The organism is Clostridium sp. MSJ-8, from assembly GCF_018918325.1.
Taxonomy (GTDB): domain Bacteria; phylum Bacillota; class Clostridia; order Clostridiales; family Clostridiaceae; genus Clostridium.
The window spans coordinates 17,082-42,384 of sequence record NZ_JAHLQH010000041.1 but is presented as its reverse complement, the minus strand read 5'-3'; the positions used below and the strand labels follow the sequence as shown (position 1 = coordinate 42,384).

Annotated in this window: 20 protein-coding genes and 2 pseudogenes; 18 read left to right on the top strand and 4 right to left on the bottom strand. The window is 27.7% G+C overall.

The window, feature by feature from the left end:
• Positions 1 to 15: 15 nt before the first annotated feature.
• Both KQI77_RS08815 and KQI77_RS08810 read left to right on the top strand, forming a co-directional pair.
• Positions 16 to 429, top strand: coding sequence for a GtrA family protein (locus KQI77_RS08815; RefSeq protein WP_216390061.1), 414 nt, complete (start codon positions 16 to 18; stop codon positions 427 to 429).
• A 24-nt stretch (positions 430 to 453) separates the two neighbouring features.
• The gene (locus KQI77_RS08810; RefSeq protein WP_216390060.1) at positions 454 to 1,392 is read left to right on the top strand and encodes a glycosyltransferase family 2 protein; all 939 of its coding nucleotides are present in this window, start codon (positions 454 to 456) and stop codon (positions 1,390 to 1,392) included.
• 242 nt (positions 1,393 to 1,634) lie between these two features.
• Here KQI77_RS08810 and KQI77_RS08805 read toward each other — a convergent pair whose 3' ends face one another.
• Complete coding sequence (locus tag KQI77_RS08805; RefSeq protein ID WP_216390059.1) at positions 1,635 to 3,209, bottom strand: LTA synthase family protein; 1,575 nt, start codon at positions 3,207 to 3,209, stop codon at positions 1,635 to 1,637.
• Positions 3,210 to 4,012: 803 nt separating this feature from the next.
• On the opposite strand from KQI77_RS08805, the gene KQI77_RS08800 reads away from it, so the two are divergent.
• From KQI77_RS08800 to KQI77_RS08785, 5 genes and pseudogenes are all read left to right on the top strand, one after another.
• Positions 4,013 to 6,697: a glucosaminidase domain-containing protein gene (locus tag KQI77_RS08800; protein WP_216390058.1), complete on the top strand. Its 2,685-nt coding sequence runs from the start codon at positions 4,013 to 4,015 to the stop codon at positions 6,695 to 6,697.
• A gap of 98 nt (positions 6,698 to 6,795) precedes the next feature.
• Positions 6,796 to 7,668 carry a UTP--glucose-1-phosphate uridylyltransferase GalU gene (gene galU / locus KQI77_RS08795; protein WP_216390057.1) on the top strand — a complete coding sequence of 291 codons (873 nt, stop codon included), beginning with the start codon at positions 6,796 to 6,798 and terminating at the stop codon, positions 7,666 to 7,668.
• Between the two features lie 893 nt (positions 7,669 to 8,561).
• Positions 8,562 to 9,830, top strand: a pseudogene (locus tag KQI77_RS13020) (hypothetical protein); the annotation flags it as partial.
• Between the two features lie 282 nt (positions 9,831 to 10,112).
• Positions 10,113 to 10,439: pseudogene (locus KQI77_RS13015) on the top strand (C40 family peptidase); the annotation flags it as partial.
• Between the two features lie 149 nt (positions 10,440 to 10,588).
• Positions 10,589 to 11,143: an ECF transporter S component gene (locus KQI77_RS08785; RefSeq protein WP_216390055.1), complete on the top strand. Its 555-nt coding sequence runs from the start codon at positions 10,589 to 10,591 to the stop codon at positions 11,141 to 11,143.
• Between the two features lie 128 nt (positions 11,144 to 11,271).
• Here KQI77_RS08785 and KQI77_RS08780 read toward each other — a convergent pair whose 3' ends face one another.
• Entirely contained in the window at positions 11,272 to 12,303 is a 1,032-nt protein-coding gene (locus KQI77_RS08780) for a GerAB/ArcD/ProY family transporter (protein ID WP_216390054.1), read from the bottom strand.
• A gap of 105 nt (positions 12,304 to 12,408) precedes the next feature.
• Between KQI77_RS08780 and KQI77_RS08775 the strand changes: the two genes are divergently transcribed.
• The 8 genes from KQI77_RS08775 to KQI77_RS08740 all read left to right on the top strand — a co-directional run bounded on the left by KQI77_RS08775 (position 12,409) and on the right by KQI77_RS08740 (position 21,494).
• Positions 12,409 to 13,833 (top strand): spore germination protein, encoded by a 1,425-nt coding sequence (locus tag KQI77_RS08775; RefSeq protein ID WP_216390053.1) that lies wholly within the window; start codon positions 12,409 to 12,411, stop codon positions 13,831 to 13,833.
• Entirely contained in the window at positions 13,814 to 14,923 is a 1,110-nt protein-coding gene (locus tag KQI77_RS08770; protein WP_216390052.1) for a Ger(x)C family spore germination protein, read from the top strand. Before KQI77_RS08775 ends, KQI77_RS08770 begins: the two co-directional genes overlap by 20 nt.
• Positions 14,924 to 15,038: 115 nt before the next feature.
• Positions 15,039 to 16,190: a helix-turn-helix domain-containing protein gene (locus KQI77_RS08765; protein ID WP_216390051.1), complete on the top strand. Its 1,152-nt coding sequence runs from the start codon at positions 15,039 to 15,041 to the stop codon at positions 16,188 to 16,190.
• 32 nt (positions 16,191 to 16,222) lie between these two features.
• Positions 16,223 to 16,633 carry a hypothetical protein gene (locus KQI77_RS08760; protein WP_216390050.1) on the top strand — a complete coding sequence of 137 codons (411 nt, stop codon included), beginning with the start codon at positions 16,223 to 16,225 and terminating at the stop codon, positions 16,631 to 16,633.
• 174 nt (positions 16,634 to 16,807) lie between these two features.
• On the top strand, positions 16,808 to 18,031 hold the full coding sequence (gene tyrS / locus KQI77_RS08755) for a tyrosine--tRNA ligase (RefSeq protein ID WP_216390049.1): 1,224 nt from the start codon (positions 16,808 to 16,810) through the stop codon (positions 18,029 to 18,031).
• 225 nt (positions 18,032 to 18,256) lie between these two features.
• Positions 18,257 to 20,479, top strand: a complete 2,223-nt coding sequence (locus tag KQI77_RS08750; protein ID WP_216390048.1) for a hypothetical protein — start codon at positions 18,257 to 18,259, stop codon at positions 20,477 to 20,479.
• A 55-nt stretch (positions 20,480 to 20,534) separates the two neighbouring features.
• Positions 20,535 to 20,798: an EscU/YscU/HrcU family type III secretion system export apparatus switch protein gene (locus KQI77_RS08745; RefSeq protein WP_216390047.1), complete on the top strand. Its 264-nt coding sequence runs from the start codon at positions 20,535 to 20,537 to the stop codon at positions 20,796 to 20,798.
• A gap of 9 nt (positions 20,799 to 20,807) precedes the next feature.
• Positions 20,808 to 21,494 carry a metallophosphoesterase gene (locus KQI77_RS08740; protein ID WP_216390046.1) on the top strand — a complete coding sequence of 229 codons (687 nt, stop codon included), beginning with the start codon at positions 20,808 to 20,810 and terminating at the stop codon, positions 21,492 to 21,494.
• Between the two features lie 125 nt (positions 21,495 to 21,619).
• Here the strand turns inward: KQI77_RS08740 and KQI77_RS08735 are convergent, their stop codons facing one another.
• The gene (locus KQI77_RS08735; RefSeq protein WP_216390045.1) at positions 21,620 to 22,321 is read right to left on the bottom strand and encodes a DUF2225 domain-containing protein; all 702 of its coding nucleotides are present in this window, start codon (positions 22,319 to 22,321) and stop codon (positions 21,620 to 21,622) included.
• Between the two features lie 135 nt (positions 22,322 to 22,456).
• Between KQI77_RS08735 and KQI77_RS08730 the strand changes: the two genes are divergently transcribed.
• Both KQI77_RS08730 and KQI77_RS08725 read left to right on the top strand, forming a co-directional pair.
• Complete coding sequence (locus KQI77_RS08730; RefSeq protein WP_216390044.1) at positions 22,457 to 23,248, top strand: GTP pyrophosphokinase family protein; 792 nt, start codon at positions 22,457 to 22,459, stop codon at positions 23,246 to 23,248.
• A 34-nt stretch (positions 23,249 to 23,282) separates the two neighbouring features.
• On the top strand, positions 23,283 to 23,969 hold the full coding sequence (locus KQI77_RS08725) for a hypothetical protein (RefSeq protein WP_216390043.1): 687 nt from the start codon (positions 23,283 to 23,285) through the stop codon (positions 23,967 to 23,969).
• A gap of 56 nt (positions 23,970 to 24,025) precedes the next feature.
• Here the strand turns inward: KQI77_RS08725 and KQI77_RS08720 are convergent, their stop codons facing one another.
• Complete coding sequence (locus KQI77_RS08720; RefSeq protein WP_216390042.1) at positions 24,026 to 24,355, bottom strand: HesB-like protein; 330 nt, start codon at positions 24,353 to 24,355, stop codon at positions 24,026 to 24,028.
• A gap of 166 nt (positions 24,356 to 24,521) precedes the next feature.
• On the opposite strand from KQI77_RS08720, the gene KQI77_RS08715 reads away from it, so the two are divergent.
• Positions 24,522 to 25,268 carry a hypothetical protein gene (locus KQI77_RS08715; protein WP_216390041.1) on the top strand — a complete coding sequence of 249 codons (747 nt, stop codon included), beginning with the start codon at positions 24,522 to 24,524 and terminating at the stop codon, positions 25,266 to 25,268.
• Positions 25,269 to 25,303 lie beyond the last annotated feature (35 nt).

Below are 25,303 nucleotides of genomic sequence, written 5' to 3'. Positions count from 1 at the left end.
TGCAGAGGAGATATTATGAATATAATAATAAAATTAAAAGATAATAAGAGATTTAGAGAAATTTTTAGATTTGCAATAACAGGTGGAATAAGTTTTGTATTTGATTATGGAATATTATTATTATTAACTTCTTTATTAGGAATTAATTATCTTATATCATCAGCTATAAGTTTTACTATATCTGTTATTGTCAATTATTATTTGTGTAAATTATGGGCTTTTGAAGGAGCTAAAAACAATACTGATAAGAAGGTTGTTGTAGCATTCTTAGGTTCGAGTGTTATTGGACTAGGATTTAATCAAATATTTATGTGGGTATTTGTATCAATTATAGCTATTGATTACAGAGTAGCAAAGATTATAACTACAATATTGGTCATGATATGGAATTATATTATGAAGAAAAAAGCTTTAGTAAAAAAAATATAAAGATTATGGAGGAATTTAAATATTATGAAAACAGCAATTTTAATACCATGTTATAATGAAGCAAAAACTATTAAAAATGTTATAGAAGATTTTAAAAAAGAAATGCCTCATGCAGATATATATGTGTATGATAATAATTCAACTGATGGTACTGATAAGATAGCAAAAGAAGCAGGGGCAATTGTAAGGTACGAGTATAGACAAGGAAAAGGTAATGTTGTTAGATCTATGTTTAGAGATATAGATGCGGATTGCTATATAATGGTTGACGGTGATGATACATATCCAGCTTCATTTGCACCAAAGTTAGAAAAGCTAATATTAGAAGGAAAAGCGGATATGGCTGTTGGAGATCGATTATCGTCTACTTATTTTACAGAGAATAAAAGAGCATTCCATAATTTTGGAAACGTATTAGTAAGAAAATTGATAAATATAATATTTAAATCAAATTTAAAAGATATAATGACTGGAGCAAGAGCTTTTAACAGAGATTTTATAAAAATGTATTCAATTTGTTCAAAAGGATTTGAAATAGAAACAGAAATGACAATATTTGCATTAGAAAATAATTTTAAAATAGTAGAAGAACCTATTGAATATAAAGATAGAATTGAAGGAAGTGAATCTAAGCTTAATACATATTCAGATGGATTTAAGGTAATTAAGAAGATAGGTGCATTATTTATGGAAACTAAGCCATTTGCATTCTTTTCAATAATAACATTGTTGTTAATAGTTATAGCATTAGCATTTTTTATTCCGGTATTTGTTAAATTTGCACATACTGGAATTGTAGATAAAATACCAACCATAGTGTGTGCTGCAACATTAGGGATAATTGCAGTCATAATATTTTTCTCAGGAATAATATTATCAGTATTAAAATCTCAAGATAGACAAAACTTTGAGAGAACATTTAATATTATGCGATATATGCAAGAAATATTAAAAAATAAATAAAGAAGATTGTTTTTATATGAAATGGTAAATTATATAATATGAATTGTTAAAACTAAGGATTACTGTAAGAAAAAAATTTCATATATAATGTAACAATTGTATAAGGTTTGTATATAATTAAAACTTATAATTAATAAAGGCATATCCAAGTCATAAGAATCTGTATAGGATATGCCTTATTATTATTTTAAAATAAAGACTATTTACTAATTGGTTTTTGTTAAAGAATTATTCATTCGATTTTATTTTGTAATTGAATAAAAGTTTTTTAATTTATGTTTTTTATCAAATAAATAATTATACTGTAATATTTGATATTGGTGTAAAAGTTTATTTTCATTTTCAGATATTGAATTACCTTTTATAGAATGATAAGTACCACTTGAATCAACATAACAAAAATTATTTATAGCAGGAATTTTATCACGAACATAAGTTAAATAATTTAAATAATCACTTTTTTTAAGTCCTGTAGCATCTAGCAAATATGTGGATAGATAATTAATGCTTGTACAATCAATAAATTGTTCTTGTATATCATAGTTTGCCCATATATAAAAGGGAACTTTATATAATTTTTGATTTTCTTCTAGAGATAACTCATTTTTATCTTTTCCGTATAAGTATTTTATAAAGTCATCTTCTACTATTCCCTGATGATCACCAAACATTAGTATTATAGTTGGTTCATCTACTGTGCTAAAATAATTAATTAGATTTTCAAATGCCTTATCAGTTTCATACATAAGAGATAGATACTGATTTGCAGCAGGATATTTATTTTTATTAAATCCATCTATTTTTATTTGTTCATCAAAATTATCAGATTCATCATCATAACCACCATGATTTTGAATAGTAACGTTAAATAAAAATAACTTTTCTCCATCTGCTTTTTCATTATAAATATCTATTATTTTATTAAAGTCATAATAATCACTGGCTAATGTTCGTATATCATTATCAGGAGTTATATATAAGTTTTCTGCATAATAGTATTTATCAAATCCAAGGTTTTTATAAGCATTTATTCTGTTATAATTTGAACCTTGGTATGGATGTAGAGCAATTGTTGAATAACCTTGCTTTTTTAGTAAAGAAACTAATGAGTCTGTTTTTGTATTAATATAAGATTGGTATGCAATTGCAGAACTAGGTAAAAAAGCAGTGGATGCACCAGTTAAAAATTCAAATTCAGAGGTAGCAGTTCCACCACCATATACAGAACTTAATGCATAACCACTTATTGTATTTTCAGATAACGAATCCAAAAATTCTGTAACAGGTTTATTTGTATTAAAATTTCCTATACAATGTAAGTCAGCAAATGATTCATCCATTATCGCAATTATGTTAGGTTTTACTTTTGGCTTATTTGTAGAATTTTTATTTGAAGTCGAATTTGTTTTGGTGATTTTTTTCTGGAGATCCTTTAATGTGTTTTTTGAATAGTTATCAGGTTTAGCTATTCTATCTAAATTTCCTTCTATTATAAAGTTGATAGCTACACCATTAGTTAAATGACCATACCAATGAATTTGCTTAAAACCTAATTTGAAAAGTAATGTGCTAAAAGTAAATAAACATAAAGATATAATTGAAAGTATTAATATTGATATTTTGGTTGCAAAACGATAAATATATTTTACTTTTTTTATAGGAAATTTTATTATTATAATCATCCATAAAACAAATATATATGTAATTGTAAGCATTTCTGATGTAATGGTGAATGATATATTATCAACAATAGTAGTTGCTGTTTTTATAGAGGATATATCGTTAGGAAAGAGACCACGTCCTCTATAAATAACCATAAAATGGTTTGCGATAGAAACTATATAAAATAAAGTATGACATAATAATAATGACAATTTTGGAATATTTAGCGATATATAAAATATTGTATATATTAAATAATATACTAATACATTAAAAAGTAAAGTTTTTAATGAGAAATTAGTAAATGGATTTTTACCACTTAAACTTAAAAATTCTATTATAAAATATGATACCAACGGAGATAACGCTAATATTAAAGGTTTAAAATTAAATTTAATATTTGATGTATTGGGTATATTTAAAATAATTAGCATAATAATAAGAAGAAAATATAGTAAATGCATTGTAGAAGGAGTTGCAGCTTCTAATACATGCGGAAGAAAGCAAGTACATCCTATTAATAATATGCTTAATAATATATTTAGTATAACTTTTATAATTCTAATATTATTACAGTGAAAATTGAATTTCATAAAATTTAAAACCTCATTTCATTTTATCGTATTGTAAAAACAATGTTAAATCTATATTAAATATACAAAAAATATTATAGCAAATAACAAGATAAAAGTATATAAATATAATTTATAGAATCGATAAGAAAATTTGAGTGTTTTAATAATTAGTTGTAAAAAAATTTAGTTTGTTTTTAATAAATTAAAAGTTTTTATACAGTAGTAAACTTGATTAATAATTTACTATGTTAGCATTTATAATTAAATTAAATATATGTAAATTATGCATAGTCTAAATTATTTATTGTGCTTTGTATGATAAAATTATATTATAATAAAATTATATTAAATAAATTAATGAAAGGAATGGGTAGGAAAACCAAATGAAGTGTGGTATAAAGAAGTTTATCTCTGTACTCTCTTGTATATTTTTACTTCTTAGTATAATTCCAAGAGATGTATATGCAGACAATGTTAATTCAACAAATGCAAATAAAACAATAAGTGCAGAAGAAGAAAATGCTTTAATAGAGTATGTAGTACAAGCTTTAAATATTAAAGAAAAGTTTGTAGGACAAGAATACACAACTAGTATATGTGAAGTATTACAAGGAGATGTGTTAGAAAATTATGATAATGTAATAAATCCTGATAGAACAGATGAGGGAGAAACATTATTAGAAGATGAAGAGTTTGAGGAAGCATATAAACAATCATTTGAAGTAGAAAAATTAGATAATATTACAGAAAGCAATTATGAAGTATCTTTGGCAAAATATGATGGAAGTTATATACATATAGATACAGCAAGTACTTATGATGAAGCTGTTACAACAGCTAATAAAATAGAGGAAATAATAAAAAATTATGATGAATTAAATATAGAAGATGAATATATCCCAGCAGTTATAGATAGTAATGGAACAACTGTATATGCTACAGAAGCCATTGCTAGGGCTATAAAATGTACAAGTGGGAAGGTTGATAATTCTAATGTGACATATTTATATGATAATGTAAATGATGTTGGAAGTAAGAATACAAATTATTATATTAATCATAATTCAATTGAAGATGTAGCGTTAGTTGATAAAACCGATAGTGCAGTAAAGGTATTAGTGAATGGATATACAGGTTGGGGCAAAAGTAGTGAAGCAGGCGATGGAACTTATGACTTTGACATAATTCCTATTAATCAAGCAGTAAATCCTAGTTATTATATAGTTAATAATAATCAATTAAGACACTTTATATCTTTTGATATATATGGCAAGGCAACTCAAAAAGGTTGGACTATTTCTGCAGGAGTTGCACCTTCATATTTAGCAAAAGATACAAAGTATTATAGTTATGATGCACAATACTTTTATACTAGTTTGTCTGCATTAGAAAAAGATGTACAAGCTGGAGTTCATACTAATGCTGTTAATAGTAATAATCCATATTATAATTATTATCAAAAGTTACCATTGAGAAGTAAAACAAGTTATACTGCTGCACAATTAGATTCCTATATTAATGCGAACACTAAACCTAACAGTAAATTAAGAGGATTAGGTTCAAAACTAATAAGTGTACAAAATACTTATGGAGTTAATGCAGCTATGATATTATCAGTAGCTATAAATGAATCAGGATGGGGAGTATCTAAAATTGCACTTGAAAAAAATAATTTGTTTGGACTAAATGCAGTAGATACAAATCCAGGACAAGCTGCAAATACTTATAATTCTCCAGCAGATTGTGTAGAACAATTTGCAAAATATTATATGTCTAAAGGATATTTAGACCCACAAGATTGGAGATATTATGGTGGAATATTTGGAAATAAAGAAATAGGCATAGGAGTTAAATATGCTTCAGATCCATATTGGGGAGAAAAGAATGCAGCTCAGTTTTTTGCAATAGATAGGTATTTAAGTGGATATAATAATAATTATGAAGAAGATTTGTTAAGAGAATATAAAAAATATAGTATAGGAATATATAATAAAGACACTTCAGTTACTTTTAATAATGGCAGTGCAATATATAATGTAAGTAAGAAAAAAACAACAGCAAGAGAAATAATAAATTCTTCAGTAATTATTAATTCTTTGAACAGCGTTTATATAAATGGTACTAATAAATATAAAGTAACTCCTGAAAGAACAACAACAATTTTAGATGTTTCAAGTGAATTTTCAGGAGAGTTTTCGTGGACAACAACGGGTTTTGTTCCCCAAGATGCAGTCACAATAATAAGTCAAAGAAAAAAGCCAACAATAGAATATCAAGCCTGTGTTCAAAACATTGGATGGCAAGATTATGTGGGAGACGGAGAATTAAGTGGGACACAAGGAGATGGATTGAGAGTAGAAGCACTTAGGATTAATTTAAATAAGTATGAAGGTGCAAAATTAAACTATAGAGTTTATATAGAAGGATTAGGATGGCAAGATTGGAAAAACGAAGGTGAGGTAGCAGGAACAGAAGAGAGAAGCTTGAAGATAGAAGCAATACAAGTAAAAGCCGAAGGACTTCCAAGTGGATATGATATAGAATATAGAGCACATATTCAAAATGTTGGATGGAAGGATTGGTGTGGTTCAAATGAAATAGCAGGAATAGAGAATAGTGGTTTAAGTTTAGAGGCATTTGAGCTTAGGATTGTTAAAATAGATCCTAAGGTACAATATAGATCTCATGTGCAAAATGTAGGATGGCAAGGTTGGATGAGTTCGGGAGAGCTATCAGGAACAGAAGGTCAAGGATTAAGAGTTGAAGCTATGGAAATTTATATTTCAGGATGTCCAGGTGTAAAGTTGGAATACAAAACACATGTAGAAAATATAGGATGGCAGAATTGGGTAGAATCAGGCAAAATAGCAGGAACAGAAGGAAAAGGATTAAGAGTTGAAGCTATTCAGATAAAAGCTTTTGGTTTACCATCAGGATACTATTTAGAGTATCGAACACATGTAGAAAATATAGGATGGCAGAACTGGGTAGAATCAGGTGAAATAGCAGGAACAGAAGGAAAAGGATTAAGAGTTGAAGCTATAGAAATAAGAATTGTAAAAAAATAGATTAATGTACAAGGAATATACAAAAAAATATTGTTAATCTAATAATAGGTATGATAGAATTAAGGTGAAATCTTTATTTAGGCGAAGGGAGAATAAGAATGAAAGTTAAAAAAGCAATAATACCTGCAGCAGGTTTAGGAACAAGATTCTTACCAGCAACAAAAGCACAACCTAAAGAAATGTTGCCGATAGTTGATAAGCCAACAATTCAATATATTATAGAAGAAGCAGTAGCATCAGGAATAGAAGAAATACTTATAATTACTGGAAGGAATAAGAAGTGTATAGAAGATCACTTTGATAAATCTATAGAATTAGAAATGGAATTGGAGAAATCAGGAAAATCAGAATTGCTAGAATTAGTAAGAGATATTTCTGATATGGTAGATATTCATTATATAAGACAAAAGGAACCTAAAGGATTAGGACATGCAATTCATTGTGCAAAGACATTTGTAGGTAATGAACCTTTTGCTGTGTTGTTAGGTGATGATGTAGTTTATAGTCAAGTGCCTTGTTTAAAGCAATTAATAGATTGTTATTCAGAATACAAAACAACAATATTAGGTGTACAAGAAGTAGCTGAAGAAGACGTATCTAAATATGGTATTGTGGATGGTATTCACATAGAGGATAGAGTATATAAGGTTAAAGACTTAGTTGAAAAGCCAAAGCCAGAAGAATCACCAAGTAATATAGCTATATTAGGTAGATATATTATAACTCCACAAATATTTGAAAAGATAGAAAATACAACTCCAGGTAAAGGTGGAGAAATTCAATTAACAGATGCATTAAAAGCATTAATGAATGAAGAGGCTATGTATGCATATAATTTCCAAGGAAAGAGATACGATGTTGGAGATAAATTAGGATTCATACAAGCAAATATTGAATTTGCACTTAGAAAACCTGAACTTAGAGATGGTGTAATTAATTATTTAGATAGTGAAAGATGGAAAAATATATAAGTTGAGTATTTATAGTAATAACAAATTGAATTAAATTTTATTTAATTGCATAGTTTGCAATAAAAGTGTTTAAAATAACTCTTCCATTGAATGATAGTTTTATATCTTCTTTGGAAGAGTATTTTTAATTATAATGTAAATATTTGTTTTGTAGACTCATTACATCTAGTCCATAAATAATTATCTTTAGAAAGGGATAAAAAAATAGTAGTAACACTTCCTAGCAAAGTTTTGTTACTACTATAAATAAAAATTATAGCAAAGAAATGATAGCTAATTTAAATACAAAAATCAAGTCACTTTAATATTTCATTAGATCTGAGCATTTCAAAACAATGCTTAGAACATTTTAACAGACAATTTATGCAAATTAAATGCATCCCTAATATTTATCATCATAAATCATGACAAATCCCCCTCATTTTTATTGTGTATTTTGATTAATACACTTATTTTTACATCAAATAAATTTAGAATTATAGCATCAAATAATTTAATATTCAATACATAAGAAGAAAAGAATAAAAGTAATTATGAATAACATGTAAATCCAAAATTTAAGTTTTATTTATTTTTGTGTGTTATAAAATATCCTTTTAGGGAATAAATGAAATGCAGGTAAAAAAGCAATGTAAGATAAAGATGTTCCAAGGGAAATAACAAGATAATAAAGGAGGTTTGAAATGAACTTTAAGTTAAAAGATAAGGTTGTACTATTAATTAAATATTAACTATATGTTAGTAAATCAAATTTTAATTGAATTCACAATAACGACATTTTTTTATGGTTATTTTGTTTTGTTGTAGATTCAATTTTAACATAAAATTAGGGGATGTTTTTTTATACAAAAAAACATGTGAAACCTTGATATATAAATAAGAGGGGGAAGAAAATGAAATTTTTAAAAAAATTAGCAACAATAATGATATTATTAATAATCTTTGGGGTAATGACTCCTATAGTTAATGTTAAGGCTGCGGAGGAAAATATTATTACATACGAAACGCATGTAGAAGGGATTGGATGGCAAAATACATTTAATGAAGGTGATATAGCAGGAACTACTGGTAAAAAATTGGGAATACAAGCTATAAAAATTAACTCAATAGAAGGATTAAATATTAATTATCAAGCTCATGTAGAAGATATGGGGTGGCAATCAAGTGTTAAAAATGGGGAAGTAGCTGGAACTGTAGGAAAGAAAAAGTCTATGGAAGCAATAAAAATATGGCTTTCAGATGAAAATGGAAACGAATGTAGCGATTATTCAATATATTATAGAGTTCATATATCAGGTAAGGGATGGCAAGTATGGACTAAAGATGGTCAAGTAGCTGGAACAACTGGAAACAGAATAAAGATAGAAGCTATTCAAATATGTATAGAGAAGGTTGGAACTTTAGAATATCAAAAAATGGAGTCTAAGATTGATAATAAAGCCAATATTGATGTTTCATATCAAGCACATATATCTAAGCAAGGATGGAGTCAAATTGTAAATAATGGTACTGTGGTAGGAACAACTGGTTCAGACTTGGGAATTGAAGCATTAAAAATAAATTATAACAATAATGTAGATTTGAAATTAAAATATCAAGTACATGTAGCGAAGATAGGTTGGCAAGATACAGTTGAAAATGGAGAATTAGCTGGAACAACTGGACAAAAAAAATCAATAGAAGATGTAAAGATGTGGCTTGAAGATGAAAATGGACAAATATCAAATGAATATTCTATATTTTATAGAGTATATGTAAGTGGAAATGGTTGGAGAACTTGGGCAAGAGATAAAGAGGAATGTGGAACAACTGGAAAAGGGTTGAAAGTCGAAGCGATTCAGGTTAAAGTTATAAAATGTGGAACAAGCGATTATGAAAAATATGAGAATTTAAGAAGCAATGTTTATAATACTATAGAATATAAAACTCATATATCTAAGGAAGGATGGAATGCTTTAGTAGGTAATTCAGTAGTATCAGGAAAGCCTAGTTCAAATGCTAATAATGTGGAAGCAATAAATCTTGTATATTCAAATAAGTCGTTAGGGTTAAAATTAAAAGGGCAAGCACATGTAGAAAGTGTTGGATGGCAACAAGTTGTAAGTGGTGAAAATATTAAAATAGGTACAGAAGGACAAAAGAAAAATCTAGAAGCAATAAAATTAAATATTGTTGATTCTAATAATGTTGTATCAACTGAATATTCTATATTTTATCAAGTATATAGAGGCGGAAATTGGTCTAAGTTATTCAAGGATGGAGAAAGTTGTGGTACTACTGGCAAAAAGGTTCCTATAAAGGCTGTAAGAATAAAAATTGCTAAAATTGGAACATCTGAATGTGATCAGTTATATGCTGAATGTAATAAAGCAGATTCTCCAATAGTTGTAGAGCCCGTTGTAAAGCAACCTATAAAAACAGCACAAGAAATAAAGAGAGAAAAAATTATAGAATTTGCTAAAAGATATAAAGGAACACCTTATCAATGGGGAGCAACAGGTCCTTATAGCTTTGATTGCTCTGGATTTACACAATATGTATATAGAAATGTTTTAGGAATAGAGATAGGAAGAACAACTTATGTTCAAATAAATGCAGGAAAAGCAGTTTCCTATGCTGAATTACAACCAGGAGACTTGGTATTTCCTCATACAGGGCATGTTGGAATATATATAGGAAATGGGCAAATGATCCATGCACCTCAAACTGGAGATGTAGTTAAAATTACGTCTGTATACAAGTTTATGACAGGAAGAAGAATAATTTATTAATAATATTATATATTAGAGGAGTTGTTATTAAGTTAGAGAGTTGTTAATAGCAACTCCTTTTTTGTTATATTATTTGAACCCATACATTTGAAAAAAATACACTATTGAGTATAATTTATTACATAATAAAAAAGGGAGATGTATTATGTATGGAACAAAAGACAGTAAATACAAGAGATATTGTTTTAACTGCGTTAATGATAGCATTAGTATATTTAGCAGGAAGTGTAATTAAAATTCCATCAGTAGGTGGCTTTGTTCATTTAGGTGATTGTATGGTGTTCTTATCTGTTATTGTTTTAGGCAAAAAGAAAGGAACCTTTGCTAGTGCAGTAGGTATGGCATTAGTAGATATATTAGGTGGATATTATTTCTGGGCTCCATTTACATTTATTATAAAAGGAGTAATGGCATATATAACAGGTGCTATTATAGAAAAAATTAATCATGGCGATAAGGTAAAAGGATTTAAGAAAGAATATATATTGGCTTTTGTAGTAGGTGGAATATTTATGGTAGTAGGATATTTTATCGCAGGGGCAATTCTTGCAGGATTCTTAACTGATAATTTAGGATTAGTAAGTGGATTAGCATATGCTGCAAAAGATATTGTAGGAAATATAATTCAAGTTACTACAGGTATTGTAATAGCAATTCCATTAACAGGGGTTATTGTTACAGCCAAGAAAAAAGCATTTAATTAAATATTTATAAGATAAAATAAGCTTCTGTAATTTTGTAAATAAAAGTACAAATAATACAGAAGTTTATTTAGTATAATATCTAATTATTGAAAAGAGTACTAAATTCCATTATAGTTTAATTTTTGTTATTACTTAGTTCGTTTTGTTGTAATTATTATAACAGAGAAAAGCAAGAACATAACACATAATGAGTACATTAATACTTGCAAGAAGTTATATAAAGTATAAGTATTGCTAGAAATTAAGTTAGAAACAATAAATATTGCTATAGATATAAGTGTAATAAACAAAACATTTTTAGATTCTGTTTTCTTAAGGATAAGTTTTAATCCATATAAACATAATATGTATTTTATAAAGTACATACTAACACTTCTAAATATAAAAAATAATTCTCCAAACTCAACAAAATCTGCTATTTTTATACGTTGAAATTCTATGTATTCAGGAAAAAATATATAGCTTCCTCTAGTAGAGCCTAAAAAAGCTATCATTGTAGCAAATGCAGTAGTTATAAGTGCACCAACTATTATTACTGATAATATGCAATCAGATAATAAGGATCTCTTGTGAGCTAATAGTCTTAAATAAGGCATAATTATAATTATACTAGATAACCCTCCTAGTAACGAGATAACACAGGTGAACTTATCCTTGGTAGTTGTGCTCGCAAATATAGGTAGTAAATTATTAAGATCTAAGTACTTAGAGGCCAAAGCTAGTATTATAATATCTCCAATTAAGTTTATAACAACTAATACTATAGTTGTTATAAGAACTGAATTAAAACTCTTACTTGCAACATATGTAGCTGCTATTATAAAGAATAATAAACAGAACCAAGTAGGTGTATTAAGAAAATAATTATTATGAATAGAAGTTGCTTCAGTAGTTGCTGATTCAATACATAATAAGAATAATGATATTATAGAGATTATCTTAAGTATAATATTATCTCTGCACATATCAAAATAGTTAGTTTTTATTATATGCCTAAATATAATCCATATAAATAATGTCATAATAACAGAAGCAAGTAAGGCTAATATCCATGTATCTCTACCCCCACTAGATATAAATATAGAAGAGTAGCTACGTAATGAAATTGTAGAAACCCCAAGTATTAATAACATTAAATGTTTAGATGATAGTTTATCCATATAAAAATCTCCTTCAGAAATAAAATTAAATTACCTAAGATAGTATTTGCAAAAATAAAGAATATTAAACATTATTTTTGGAATAATAGATACTAGGTGATGAATATGAACAAGAATTTAGAATATATACAAGATAAGTTTTTAGATGTATTTGATGTTAAGTATAGGACTATTAGTACAGTACTTGGAGAGTGTACCTTGGTTTTTATAGATGATATGTGTAGTACAGAGTTTATTAGTGAATATGTAATAACTCCTCTTACGAAGAAGGATTATAAGTGTAGTAATGTAGATGATGTAATTAAGAATGTATTAGATATAAACATTACTAGCAGTACAGAAGATGTAGATGATGCTATTAATCATATATTGTCAGGAGATATAGTTCTTATATTTAGCGATTATTCAGAAATAATAGTATGCGAGGTTAAGGGGTACGTTAGAAGAGGAGTATCTATACCAGAGACAGAAGCTGTTCTGAAGGGCCCTAGAGAAGGGTTTACAGAAGCTATAGTAGATAATGTTTCACTTATTAGAAGGAAGGCTAAGAATCCTGATTTGAAGTTTACAGCACTTAATGCAGTAGGCAAGAAGAGCAAGACCTCTGTTGTTATAGCATACATAAAGGGAGTTGCACCAGAATATCTCATACAACAAGTTAAGGATACTATTAACAATTTAGATATTAACTTTGTATTAGATACTAATTATATAGAAGCTAAACTTCGTAGTAAACATTCAGCATTTGATACAGTTGGGTACACAGAGAAACCAGACGAGATAGCTGCAAAACTATTCGAAGGTAGGGTTGCAGTTTTAGTTGATGGTACTCCATTTGTTATAACTGTTCCGTATTTTTTCCTAGAGAATTTTCAGGCTCCAGATGATTATTATCTTAATAAGTATTATGTGAATTTTTCTAGGATTCTTAGGTGGATATCGTTCTTTATTGCAGTTTTATTACCTGGATTTTATGTTGCTATGATAACTCATCATTTTGCTCTTATACCTTCTATGTTTATATTTAGATTAGCAGTAGCTAGGGCTGGAGTTCCACTTCCTACTATTGTTGAAATTATAATCATGATATTAGCATTCCAAACTATAAAAGAAGCAGGAATAAGATTACCTCAACCTATAGGCGGTGCTATGAGTATAGTTTCTGCACTTATATTAGGTGATGCAGTTGTAGGGGCAGGGATAGCATCAAGAATAACAATCATAGTTGTTGCACTTAGTACCCTTAGTTATTTCCTTATTCCTAAACTATACGGAGCTTTATCTATATGGTCACTTATTATAACTATAAGTAGTGCTATTCACGGATTACCTGGATTTTTTATTATGAGCATAATAATGTTAGCGAAGATTGCAGACCTTAAGACTGGTGGATATTCATATTTATTTCCATTAGGCAGTATAACTACATATAAGTTTAAAGACATTATTTTGAGAGGCAACTTAGATAAGATATCGAATAGAATAATTTCAAGGTGGGGAGAAGACAGAAATGAAGAAAAAAATATTTAAAATTATTATACTTATATGTATTTCAGTGTCATTAGTTGGATGTTTCAATTATATGGAGATTAATAATATTACTTTTGTTACTTCAGTTATATTTGATATAGATGAATATGATAATACTATAATGTATTTAGATTGTGTAGCTCCTTATAGAAATGCAAATGAAAGTTCAGACAAAGGTAAAAGAATAGTTTTTGAAGGTAGAGGAAAAACAGCATTAGAGGCAATGAGGAAAGTAAATGTGGATTCTAGTAATGATCTTAATTTTAGTCAAGTAAGGGCATATATATTCACAGAAAATGTACTTCTAAAAGGTGTAGATAAATATCTTGATTTAATAGAAAATAATCAACAACTTTCATATAAAACATATATGTTTGCATATTTCGGCGATATAGAAGCTTTATTGGATGTACATAATAATGATGAAGAATATCTTGGATTATATTTAGATAACTTAATAGAGATGAATAAGAAAAATGCGCAGGTGATAAGTTCAAATGTTAGTGATTATATAACTAATTCAATAGAATCGCCTAATATATGTACTATGAGTATGATAAACTTAAAGCAAGATTTAGTAGAGAAGAAGATTTTATTAGATGGTGCAGTAGTAATGCAAGATAATAGGATGATTGATACAATGAATTTAAGGGATACTTTAGCATATAATCTATTAACTAATAAAAATCTTAAAGAAGGGACTTTTCAAGTTACTAATCCTAACAATGCAGAACAATTTATATCATTAGATATTTTAGATAATTATAATAAGCAAGGTATACGTATAGAAAATGATATAATATATTTAGATGAATATATTAGAGTAAGAACATCTATAGGCGAAGTACAGGGCAATTATTCAATAGATGACAGTACAATGAATACAATAAAAGAAGAACAGGAAGAAAAGCTACAAAAAGTATTTATAAAGCTATTTGAAGAATATAGAGATAAAGGAATAGACATATTAAGAATAAAAGAACTTATAGATAGATATTATCCTAACTATAATTCAGATGATTACTTATCTAAAGTTAAAATAATTCCTGAGATTGAGATAATAATAGATGGTAGAAGTATAAGCAGATAAAAAACAAGGGACTGTAAAAGTGTCCCTTTTTTAAGCTTCCTTATGTAATTAGGCTTTTTGAAGTCTATCCCTTTTGATATAATTAATAAAAGGGATAATATAAGGATGAGGTAATATGGATATAAAAAAATTAAAAACATTATTAAAAAAAGAAGAAAGTTCAAAATTAGATTATAAATTAGAAATAGACTTACTTACAGAAAGCGGAAAAAAAGAATTTGCTAAGGATGTATGTGCAATTGCTAATTCTAAAGGTGGTAGAGGATATCTAATAATAGGTGTTGTAGATAAAACAAAAGAAATAAAGGGTGTAGAAGATAAAAATATATACATGGAAGAGAGGATGCAACAGATAGTAAGCAGTAGGTGTGAGCCTCCTATTCCATTATCCATAGATTATGTAGAAATAGAAGATAAGGTAGTAGTTGTAGTAACAATATATGATGGAGATCAGAAACCTTATCAGATAAAAGAAACAGGTGCATTTTACATAAGGAGAGGATCTACTACAGATGTTATGAGAAAGCAAGAAATACTAAGGGTGCTAGAATCTCAATTAGAATTAAATGTAGAGACATGTCCAATGATAAGAAGTAAAAAAGATTTCTTGAATAATGAGTTGATAGATAAATATTTTAATAAAAAAGGAATATATATAAATAATGAAAATATGGATTTTCTGTTAGAGAGTACAGGGATAGTATATAAGGGGTTAGATGACAATGAGTATAAATGTACTTTTGGCGGATTATTAGTATTTTCAGAGAACAATAGTTTATGCATACCTAATAATATTATAAAAGTAATAAACAAATTGAATAATAAGTCAGAGGTTACCATAGTGCAAGGTAGTTTATTAACTATGATATACAGAACTATGAAAATTATTAGAGATATACTACCTGAAAATTATCCATTTACTGCTATAGATGAAGCAATAAAAAATGCAGTATTATATAGAGAATATATGGAAGTAAATAGATTTATAGAGATAGTTGTTACACCGAGAAGCATTCTTGTAGAAAGTCCAGGAGATAGAGTGACTAAGAATGTTGGAAATAATATGACTCCGTATATTAAGAGAAACATGTGGCTATATGAAAAACTTATTACAATGGATAATAATCTATTTATTAATGATGGAAGAGGATTTGCAAGGATGAAAAATTGTTTTAAGGATAGAACAAAAAAGAGGGTTAAAATCATTAATTTACAAGAGCAAAATACATTTAAGGTTATTTTGCCTGGAATTATGGATATTGATTAAATTTATTATCAAGTATATAAGGAGTGTTTATAGTGATACAAGTATTCTGTAATGAACGAGGTGCTGGTAAAACAAAAGAATTGATTACGTTAGCCAATAAAAAGCTTACAGAAACTAAGGGAGATTCAGTATATATAGATGATGATATAAGGCATATAAGACAAGTTGATAGAAGAATTAGATTTGTGTCATTAGAGGATTATAGTATATTAGATTGCAGAGATTTCTATGGGCTATTATGTGGAATAATATCTTCGAACTTTGATATAGAAAACATTTATATAGATGGATTTTTTGATAGCTATAAATATAATAATGAAGAGATGAGTAATTTATTTAATAAACTAAAGAAATTAACATCAGAATTTAATATAAATTTATTCATAAATATAAATAACAAGTTAAAAGAAGTTCCAGATTTTATTAGAAGCTATGTAGCATAAAGTATTAGTTTAGTGATATTGTAACTAGAAAATAGCAATACAATATCACTAATTTTATTGCGAAAAAACTACAATATATGTATACTATAATATATGTTTAAGTAATAATATAGGTAATTCAATAAAAGAGTAATACTTTTATTATATTATAAAAAAATTAATGGAGGGAAAAAAATGGCTAGTATATTAGATGAGTTATTGGAACGTGGATACATAAAGCAATTTACTCACGAACAAGAAACAAGAGAATTGTTAGAAAAGGAAAAGATAACATTCTATATAGGCTTTGATCCAACAGCTGATAGTTTACATGTAGGACACTTTATAGCTATGATGTTTATGGCTCATATGCAAAAAGCAGGTCATAGACCTATAGCTTTAGTTGGTGGTGGTACTGCTATGGTAGGAGATCCTAGTGGTAAGACTGATATGAGAAAGATGTTAACAAAAGAACAGATTCAACACAATGTTGATTCTATCAAAAAACAAATGGAAAGATTCATAGATTTTAGTGATGATAAAGCTATATTAGTTAATAATGCAGATTGGTTATTAGATCTAAACTATGTAGATTTCTTGAGAGATATTGGAGCACATTTCTCAGTAAATAGAATGTTAAGTGCAGAATGTTTTAAACAAAGACTTGAGAGAGGATTATCATTCTTGGAATTTAACTATATGTTAATGCAAGGTTATGATTTCTACGTATTAAATAAAAAGTATAATTGTAAGATGGAATTAGGTGGAGATGATCAATGGTCTAACATGATAGCAGGAGTTGAGTTAGTAAGAAAGAAATCTCAACAAGATGCTTATGCTATGACTTGTACATTATTAACTAATAGTCAAGGTCAAAAAATGGGCAAAACAGTTGGAGGAGCTCTATGGTTAGATCCTAACAAGACACCACCATATGAATTCTATCAATATTGGAGAAATGTAGATGATGCAGATGTAGAGAAATGTTTAGCATTATTAACTTTCTTACCAATGGATGAAGTAAGAAGATTAGGAGCACTTGAAGGTGCTGAGATAAACAAAGCTAAAACAATTCTTGCTTATGAAGTAACTAAATTAGTACATGGCGAAGAAGAAGCTAATAAAGCAAAGAGTGCTGCAGAAGCATTATTTAGTGGCGGAGTTGATATGAGTAATGTACCAACAATTACTGTAGCAAAGGATGAAGTTATAGGTAAAGATATACTTCAAGTATTAGCTGATAATAAGATAGTTCCATCAAAGGCAGAAGGAAGAAGATTAATTCAACAAGGTGGATTGTCATTAAACGGAGATAAGGTTACAGATGTTAAGAGAGCTTTCTCTGAAGAAGATTTTAAAGATGGTTCTGCATTAATTAAGAGAGGTAAAAAGAACTACAATAAAATAGAATTAGCATAGAATGGGGCGTCGCATTAAAAAATGCGACGCTTTTTTGTTATGAGGATATAATAGGATTGAGATTATATATATAAATTTGAGTGAAAATTTACGGTTGATATTATTAAAATTGAGCAAAAGTTTTGCAAAATCAATAGTATTCTATTTTAATTACAAGCAAGGACTTCAATTTTTATTAACTTTGTACGATAATATTATTAATAAATATTAAAGGAGAAGTTAACAATGCCTACTATATGGAATATAAACCAGAACAATGGTTTAAATAATAGAAAGATGTCTAGTAAGTTAACATTTTCAGTAGGAGAGAAGTTTGCTGGAAGGTTAATTAAAAATGAAGATAGCAATGAAGTACAGGTTAAGCTTCAAGATGGTTGGCAATTTCAAGCTGAAATAGAAGGCGATTATTCTATGCAAGAAGGAGCCTTATTAAGATTTCAAGTATTAGGATATGAGAATGGCAAACTCAAATTAAAGCTTATAAATAACAATTCTGATGGCGATAATGATATAGAGAGCTCATTAAATAGTATTATAAAAAAAGAAGGCTTAACTAAAGAAGATGCTTCTATACTTAGAGAAATGGTTGAACATAATATTCCTCTTACAAGAGAAAATATAACTAATGTAAAAAGTATATTGGATTTTAAGGACAAATTGAATAATGATCCAGAGGAAGCAAACAGATTTATAGATAATTATTTAAATAGTAAAGGAATATCAGAAGAGAGTTCACAATATACTGAGATGAAACAAGTTTTAACTGAATTTTTTCAAGAAGTTAAGAATATGTCCTCTAAAGATATAATGTTGTTTTTAGAGAATAATATAGAATTATCTAAAGAGAATATTGAGAGTTTTAATAAACTATTTAATGGGGAATTGTCTGTAAAAGATTTTTTAGATTCTATAAAAGAGGAATTACAGAAGGCGGGATTATTAGATACTAGTGATGGGTCAGAAGGAGTTGTTAATAAAGATATTATTGATAATATGTCATCAAACAACGTAAATAATAATTTGAGCAATATGGCAACTAAAGTATATGATATGGTTGAGGCTAACAATGGCAAGGTTAACGTTATGAATTTGCTTAAATTGATGATAGATGTAGAATCTGGAACAACAAAAGAATTATTAAGTAATTTATTAGCTGACAAAGTATCTATGTTTACTATGGGCGAATACAATGAACTTGTTAATAAGTTAAATTCTATGTCAGATGAAGAAATTGCTAATTTGTTTCAAGATACATTAAAAGGTGGAGAACTTACTCAAGAGGGATTAGAGAAGACACTAACAAGTCTCTTTAATAAAAACATTACCTTAACAGATGTGGAAGCTAATCAATTAAAGGATGCTATAACTAATGTAAGCAATAATATGCAACAAGAATTTCTACAAAAATTAACTGATACGATAAAAAATCATAGTAATGAGATAAATCCACAAGAGTTAACTGCTATGTTAGATAAATTGCAAAATATATCTGAGAAAGATATTATAAAAGGAAATAACATAAATGAGACATTAGCTAATTTATTCAATAAAAATATAAAGTTAACTGATGAAGAGATAAATGAATTTAATAAATTTTTTACTACTCAAAATAAGGTGGGTGTGGAGAATTTAAATGGAAAAATTATAAATAATGATCAATTAAAAGGAATAATTAATTCGAGATTAGCAGCTATGAACAATACTGAATATTCAGCAGCTATGAATAAATTAAGTAAGCTTACAGATGAAACATTTTTACAGAGCCTTATGAGCAAAGGAGCTTTAAGTAATAATAGTCTTAGTCAAACATTTTCTCAATTACTAGGTAAAGAAGTACAATTATCAAATAGTGAATTTAATGCAATAAAGAATTTATTAACTCATGAAGCTAATTCATCTACAATTAATAATTTGAAAAATGAATTGTTAAAGAATGTTCAAGAAAATAATGAAACTGTAAGGGATATAATTAAATCTATTACAAATTCTAATGTAGAAGCAGCAAAGTTACTTCAACTTATAAAAGCTAACGTTAGTGATTTTAAATTATTAGATACAATGAATAATGAATATTATTATTTAAATATGAATTTACATGCATATACAAATGAATATCCATGCAAACTAATAATAAAGGATAATAGAAAAGGTGGAAAACAAATTGATAAAAACAATATAAAGATGGTAGTTTCTGTTGATACAGTTAATCTCGGAAGTGTAGATGGATATTTATCAATAAAAAATAGTTATATAGATGTAAATATAAAATGTAACGAGAAGATGATAAATATTCTCAGTAAAAATAAAAATAGGTTGGTTGATGGTTTAAGGACTATAGGATTAGTTGCTAATGTAACGGTTACTAAACAAGAAGAAAAGGTGAATATATCTAACTGTAGAGACTTTTTTAGTACTAGAAATGAGAAATTGATAGATAGAATAGTATAGGTTTGACCAAATGCATAAAACCATTTATTATAAAATAAGATAAGGAAGTGATGACATGAATCAACGTAGAAAAGCTGCAGCATTAAAATACGAACTGAATTTTGAAGCACCAGTTGTAACAGCGGCAGGTGTGGGCAAGATTGCTGATAATATAATAGATAGGGCCAAGGATAATGATGTGCCTATAGTATATAATAAGGAATTAGCAAATCTACTATGCAATGTTGATGTGGGAGATTCTATTCCTCCAGATTTATATGAAGCTGTTGCTCATGTTATTGCTTATATAACAGACATAGATAAGTCAAAAGAAAGGTGATAGTAATAGATGGGTTTATATGCAATATCAGATTTACACTTAGGATTTAATTTAGATAAACCTATGGATATATTTGGGGACAATTGGAAGGATCATGAGGATAAGATAAGGAATAATTGGATAAGTAAAATAACAGAAAAAGATACTGTTTTAATTGCTGGAGATATATCTTGGGGAATTAATCAAAAGGAAAGTTTAGAAGATCTTAATTGGATAGAAAGTTTGCCAGGTAAGAAGATAATATCAAAAGGAAATCATGACTATTGGTGGAATAGTATAAGCAAGTTAAACAAAATGTTTGAGAATACTAAATTTATTCAGAACAACTTTTTTACTTATGAAGACTATGCTATATGCGGAACTAGAGGATGGATATGTCCAGGATCAGATAAGTTTACAGAAGAAGATACTAAGATATTTAAGAGAGAAATTATTAGATTGAAGTTATCTTTAGATTCTGCAAAAGCAGCAGGATATAATAAATTTATTGTGATGTTACATTATCCACCAACTAATGAAAAATTTCAAAAATCTGAATTCATAGAAGTGGTTGAAGAATATAATGTTGAAAAAGTTATATATGGACATCTACACGGGGATGCTCTAAAAAGAGTGTATTCAGGTGTTCATGGTAATATAGACTATATAGTTACTTCAGCAGATTATTTAGATTTTAACCCAATACAATTATTATGATAATTAAGTATTTCTAAATAAAAAAAATTAAGTTAGCTAAATGTTGTGAAACTACTAAGGTTCAAACAGTACAACATTTTAAACGCTACCTTAATTTTTTTATTACAAGAAATACTAAAATTCATTTAAGCATTTTTTTGTAATTTCATTTCTTTAATCATATCACGACCATTTCTAGCCATTTCTTTAAATTTGTAGTTGGCACCAACTGTTGTAATAACATTAGAATACCAAGTTAAAGCTTTATCATATTCTCCGATTCTTCTATACAAATCTCCTATTAAGTATGTTAAAGAATCTCTTTGAAGACCATATATAGGGAATGGTTCAGTACTAAATGCTTCTTCAAAACATTTAACTGATTGAGTTAAGAAATGATTTTCTTTTTCTTCATCTTCTTCTAACCTATACATCCATGCTATTCTCAATAAAATAAATCCTAGTGTACCTTTACTCCTACCTAAAATACTAGCATTAATAAGAGCTAGTTTGTATTTTTCAAGTGCATCACTTGGTGTCATAATTTCATTGAAGTGTCTTTCTTTCCATTTTGGTAATAACTGTTCTTTTAATATATCTTTTTCAAAACTTTTGATTTTATCAAAGTCAGATTTCATAGCAGTATAACCACATTTCTCACAAGTCCAAATATCGTATAAGTATGGATTACCAGTTTTATATCTAACAAAAAAATCGGAGTCTTTTGAAGCTATTCTTACAGAATTTACTTTTACCGATTTAGTTGTGAATTCATTTCCACAAATAGGGCATGTAATTTTTCTGTCGAATAAAGAAGCCTTAATATCAGGCGAATTATAGTCTGTCAAGTCTATCCCTCCTACTCATATCTTTTCTATAATTAAATTATAGCATGAAATTAAGTAAAAATAAGTTAAAAGTCTGTTACAAGAGTTACATATTTGATATAATAAAAAGGTATAAGAATAGTGTAGGTGATTAATATGGCAATAAATGATTGGAAGAATTTTCTTATACCTTATGAACAAGCAGTAGAAGAAATAAAGGTTAAGCTTAAAAGTATAAGAAAAGAATACAGAAAGAAAAATGAATATTCACCAATAGAATTTGTTACAGGAAGGGTAAAGGAAATTGCTAGTATAATAGAGAAGGCAAATAAATTTGAAATTCCTATAGATAGAGTGGGGTATGAGTTAGAAGATATAGCTGGTATAAGAATAATGTGCCAGTTTGTTGATGATATTGATAGAGTTGTAGAACTCTTGAGACAGAGAGAAGATATGACTATACAATATGAAAAGGATTATGTTAGAAATGTTAAGGAAAGTGGATACAGAAGTTACCATATGATTATTAAGTATCCAGTATATATGGCTGAGGGGACAGTAAATATATTAGCTGAATTCCAGATAAGAACATTAGCAATGAACTTTTGGGCTACTATTGAACATTCACTGAATTATAAGTATAAAAAGCAATTACCTGTTGAACTTAAAGCAAAGCTTAAGAGTGCAGCTGAATCGGCTTTTAGATTAGATGAAGAAATGCTAGAAATTAAAGATGAAATAAAAGATGCACAAAAGTTATTTGAAGTGAAATCAGATATAATATCATCGATAATGAGTAAGATACTTACATTGTCAGCTATTGGCAGAGGGGTAGAGGCTGCGAGATATCAAAAGTCATTAAACAAACTTCTTGAATGTGGAGAAGTTTGGGAATTAAATGATTTATTAACTGTAATTAATAGAGAGATTGAAAGGTATCGAGATTAATATATTATGATAATGATAAGGATGTGAAGTTTTAGTGATTCAGATAAAACACAGAATAAAAGTTACCATTATGATATGTATTATTTTTATAAGCGTGTCATTAAATGTTTTTTTGGCTGTAAGTAATTATCAATATAAATATAGAACTGGAAGAGAATCTTATAATAATATTTTGTCTGTTAGGACATTAAATGAAACTAATAATGATATGTTGAAGAATATATTAGAAATTGGAAAGATAGGTAATGCAGATTTATTAAAATTATATACTAACTATAATACTATATCTGAGAATATATCATCTTTATGGTATGAATATAGTAATTATAAAAATGATAGAGCATTATTTACTTCTACAAAAGATATAGATACTAATGATGCTCTTATAGGAGAAGTTAATTCAAGAATAACTGAATATTTAAAGAATATTTTAGAATTAGAGATGGAAACTCAGAATTTTGAAATGATTTTAGATGGTGATATAAAGACTAAATTTACAGAGATACTTTATGTATCTGATGCAACTAAGGAGTTTTTTGAGAAATTTTCTGATGAACACCTTAAAGGACTTGAAGGTGAAAAGAGAGTTAAATCTATTATAAAGAATAAATATTGGATAGATATATTAGAAAATCTAAACAAGATAGATCAGCAGTATGTTGATGTTGATTTCTCAATGCCAGATGATACTGAAGAAGAGCAAAATGACTTAACATCTTAAAGCAAAAAGTGTCAGTAAGCTTATATAAGCATACTGACACTTTTGTGTATTTACTATTAGTGACAACCGCCACCGCAGCTACCACAACCACCTTCACCAGGATTGACAGCTTTTAGTGAAAGGCCGTTTCCGTTATTTTCATCAGATGAAAGGAATATAAATCCTTCAAATTCATCTATTAAAGTTTTTTCAGCAATAAAAGTAATGTCATTAACAACTTCTACTATATCAGCATCAGTTGGATCGCTTATAGAGATATTAAATACAGGACCACTACAAGAAAATCCTGCTAAGTTGATTCTTATACTATTCTTCTCTACATTATTTTCCTTAAGAAAATCTAGAAATTCAGTATATGCTTCATTACTAATAGTTATGTTTTTCATTTTTTTAATACACCTACTTTTAAGTAAATTTGTTATGGTATAGTATATCACATTATCAATAAATTTCAAGGTGTTTTTTTATCCTTTATGTGTTAATATTTTTAATTTCAATGTATAATAATATACAGGTTAATAAAATGATAAATATGGAAAGGAGAACTTTTTTATGAAACCCTTTCATAAAGATTTTGTTGTAAACAAAATAAACGATTATAAAAAATATATAAAAGAACAAGAAATAGGAAAATATAAAATAACATATGCTAATTATACTCAAGAAGAAAGCTCGTATTTATATAAGGAAGATAATATGTATACTATGGATGTACCTACATTATATTGTGGAGATGAGAAGGTAATGCAGCTTCATCCTAAAGAGATTCAGAGCTCTTATGAAACTATAAAATTAGCAAGAGGAAAAGTAGCCATAGTAGGATTAGGACTAGGTTATGTAGCTAGAGAAATTGCTACAAAGGATGATGTTTCTGAAGTAATTGTATATGAAATAAGCAATGAAATCATAGAAATGTATAATAATAATTTTGAGCCTAATGATAAAATAAAAATTATACATGGAAATGCTTATGAGGCTGAGAGAGAACATTTTGATTATTTTTATGTTGATATATATAGTTATACTCTTGGAGATAAAATGGTGGAAGACTATGTTATATTCAATGAATTACATGATATAGAAGAATATGCTTTCTGGGGAATAGAGCACTTTTTATTAAGTTGTAGATATGATGAGATTGTATGGGTATATATACCTGAGAATTGGATGACTATGAGTAAAAGCATATCATCGTCTTTAGATAGTGCTAGACTTATGGACAAGTATGTTCCTTTAGATCCTGAATTTGTTAGTGATTTATTAGCGAAATTCAAGATAGTATTAAATGAAGAGGAATAATAGTTAGGAGAGTGTAGTAAGGTTATTAAATTTAG